The organism is Thermoproteota archaeon (assembly GCA_030130125.1).
Classification (GTDB): Archaea; Korarchaeota; Korarchaeia; order Korarchaeales; family Korarchaeaceae; genus Korarchaeum.
Window position 1 is genome coordinate 1 of record JARZZM010000022.1, and the last position, 3,104, is coordinate 3,104.

The 3,104-nt window shown below is 50.1% G+C and carries 4 protein-coding genes; 3 read left to right on the forward strand and 1 reads right to left on the reverse strand.

The annotated features are described in order from the left end of the window. The 3 genes from QI197_04755 to QI197_04765 all read left to right on the forward strand — a co-directional run. Positions 1–618: ABC transporter ATP-binding protein (locus QI197_04755; protein ID MDK2372669.1), on the forward strand; the 618-nt coding region annotated here is incomplete at its 5' end. Then, on the forward strand, positions 619–1,386 hold the full coding sequence (locus QI197_04760) for an energy-coupling factor transporter transmembrane component T (protein ID MDK2372670.1): 768 nt from the start codon (positions 619–621) through the stop codon (positions 1,384–1,386). A 249-nt stretch (positions 1,387–1,635) separates the two neighbouring features. Next, a complete protein-coding gene (locus QI197_04765; GenBank protein MDK2372671.1) occupies positions 1,636–2,820 on the forward strand; it encodes an AAA family ATPase in 1,185 nt (394 codons plus the stop codon). 3 nt (positions 2,821–2,823) lie between these two features. Here the strand turns inward: QI197_04765 and QI197_04770 are convergent. Continuing rightward, the coding region (locus tag QI197_04770) for a DNA polymerase II small subunit (protein MDK2372672.1) at positions 2,824–3,104 on the reverse strand (281 nt) is incomplete at its 5' end.

Genomic DNA, 3,104 nt, shown 5'->3' on the forward strand with positions numbered 1-3,104 from the left:
TTGATACCGCACTTCTACAGGGGGGAGATGAAGGGGAGGGTCCTCGTGGATGGGGTGGACACGAGGGAGGCCAGCGTCGCTCAGCTGTCCAAGAAGGTTGGGCTGGTCTTCCAGAACCCAGAGCATATGTTCTTCTCCGAGACCGTATATGAGGAGGTATCTTTCGGCCCTAAATCGATAGGCATGGATCCTGAAGAAATTAGGGAGTCTGTTAAATGGGCGTTGGAGGAAGTAGGCCTTTGGGAGTTGAGAGAGAGGAGTCCTTGGTCATTAAGCGGTGGTGAGATGAAGAGACTCTCGATAGCATGTATCCTGTCCATGAAGCCGGAGTTCTTGGCGGTAGATGAGCCCACAATAGGACAGGACAGTCTATCAAAGGAGTCGTTATCGGAGATATTTAGGAGGATAAGGAGGGAGGGTAAGGGTGTCGTGATCGTCACCCATGACTTGGAGTGGTTGGACGAGCTTGGTCCTGATGTGGTACTCGTGCTTCGCTACGGGGTCGTGATCGATAGAGGAGACCCTAGGGAGATCTTCTCGGATATAAGGAATCTCGCTACTAACGGCCTCATACCTCCCTACAAATACATAGTCGATTCTCTGCTGGAGGTGGGTTAAGTGCTCGACCCTATGGGAATGGTGGAGATTTTCAGGACTCAAGTGAGGGAGACACCGTACTCCAAGCTCAATCCCCTCACGAAACTCCTACTCTTCATCTCCTTCATAACACTTCCTCTAATCAGCGCCTCGCTTCTAATGCAGATATTCTCCCTTATGACCCAAATACCACTAATAATTCTATCAAGATCCGAGAGAAGGGTGAAGAGGTCCCTTAAGGCATCCCTTCTGTTCATCGTAGTACTAGTGGTGCTAAACTATCTCACTACCCATAGTTTGGAGTTCAGCCTCGCAATGGTGCTGAGGCTGATAAGCATGATAATGGCCTCGGCAATATTCATGACAGGCACCAGCCCAGCGGAGATAGGCGACCTCCTAACCAAGCTCAAGGTCCCCCTTCAGATAACCTTCTCCTTCGTGATAGCCCTAAGGTTCATACCCGTTTTGGCGGATGATGTGGTAATGATCATCACATCTCAGGTTAGTAGAGGCTATGAACTGGAGAGGGGGGGCTTCTTGGAGAAGGTAAGGAGGTTGATCCCCATACTGATTCCCATGATAATAATAGCGATAAGGAGAGGCCATCAGCTGGCAGAGGCCTTAGAGACTAGGGCTTTTGGGGCTATAGAGAAGAGGAGTAGCTATGTAGTCTATGAGTATGGGAGAGACGATTGGATCCTCCTAGTCTATGCCATAATTGTGATAACCATGGGTTTAATGGTGGGGACACTCACACCACAATTTCAACTCCTTCCATTCCAATATTAGAGCAGCAGACCTGAAATTCCTATACTTCCAGTCCACCACAGCCCAATGGAGTTGAAGGAATTGAACTACAGGGGAGACTCCCTCCGGAGTTGATGGAATGGAAACGATGCGCATCTCATTATAATAAGGTTGTATCACTTGGAACTTATCATCTTATCATTAGAACCTTTTCCCTTAAAAGGGCACTAACTTTAAATCCTCCAGAGGCAATACAACTTATTCAGGTCCGGGCGGAGGGGAAGTGATCGGATGCCATTGGATGAGGCGTTTATCGATACCTCTTACATGTCCTACACGATAATTAAAGATAAGCGAGTCCTCCGGGACTCTTATATCCCTGATACCCTGCCCAGTAGGGAGGAGCAAATATTCCAATTCTCGAGGATACTCTCAGATCTACTCGTGGATCAGCCTCCAAGCGATGTGGCTTTCATTGGAAAGCCCGGTACGGGTAAAACAGCCGTAGTGAAGCACGTGATCAAGAAGTACAGGAACGAGTACCCGAACCTCAGGGCTAAATTCGCATATGTAAACTGCAGCCAAGCCACCACAGCCTACAGAGTTCTCTATCAATTGAATCGGTCCATGGGAGTTCTAGTTCCACCATCAGGCTATCCCTTCGATGTCCTCTGGGACAAATTCGTCGATGCCTACATGACCTCAAACTCTAGACTGGTGATAGTTCTAGACGAGGTGGATTTGTTGGTTAAGAGGGATGGAGGGAGGCTGCTTTATGCCCTCACTAGGTTGAACTACGACCTCCCCGAGGAGTTAAGCATAAGCTTAGTGGTCATCAGCAACACCATGGACTTCCTCGAAAGGCTAGATCCTAGAGAGAGGAGCAGCTTTGAACCAAACAGGCTGCAGTTCCCGCCCTACAACCATCCTCAGCTGTATCAGATACTCAGGCAGAGGGCGGATCTAGGGCTCAAGGTCGGCACTTGGGAGGACGAGGCCCTACAGTACATAGCTAGCAGGGTGGCTCAGGAGTCTGGTGATGCCAGGAGGGCTATAGACATTCTGAGGATGGCTGCCGAGCTAGCGGAGAACGAGAGAGCTGAGAAGCTGACGAAGGAGCATGCTATCATGGCGGTAGATACAGTCAATGAGGAGGAGGTGTCAATAACCGTCAGGACCCTGCCTCTCCACCATAGGCTCATACTAGCAGCCATCGCCGATGTGCTCGAACGACCGGCGGTCAGGGCCGGAACTGGTACCATCTACCACGCATACGAGCAGAGAGCCAGCTTGTACGGGGTAAAACCACTAACTATGAGGAGGGTCTCAGGCATATTGAGGGAGCTGGAGTCTCAAGGTCTCATCGAGATAGAGATGCAGTACGGGGGGGCTAGGGGGAACACCAAAGTGGTGAAGAAGATGGCTCTGCCCCTCAGGCAGATGAGGAACCTCTTAGCCCAGATGGGCATAAGGTAACGGCTATGAGGAGAAATCCTTCACCTCGATTTCCATACTCTTTAGATTTAGTATTGGGGCCTTCCCCACAGTCACTTCAATTCCCAAACTCTTTATATATGGAGTCTCATTCTCAAAAGTCCCCGAGTTGACTATCTTCACCCCATTGTACTCCCCCACTCCGTATACATGGATGTGGCCGACGTGGAGAACACGGCGTATCTGATCCACTAGAAGCCAGTCCTCACTCCCTGGTGCTATCGGGTGCTCTCCATAGATGGGAGCCAAGTGCCTTAGCCTGAGAA

Bases quoted from the DNA above. Each gene is read 5' to 3' on its own strand.
- QI197_04765 (MDK2372671.1), top strand. From the start codon at position 1,636: ATGCCATTGGATGAGGCGTTTATCGATACCTCTTACATGTCCTACACG.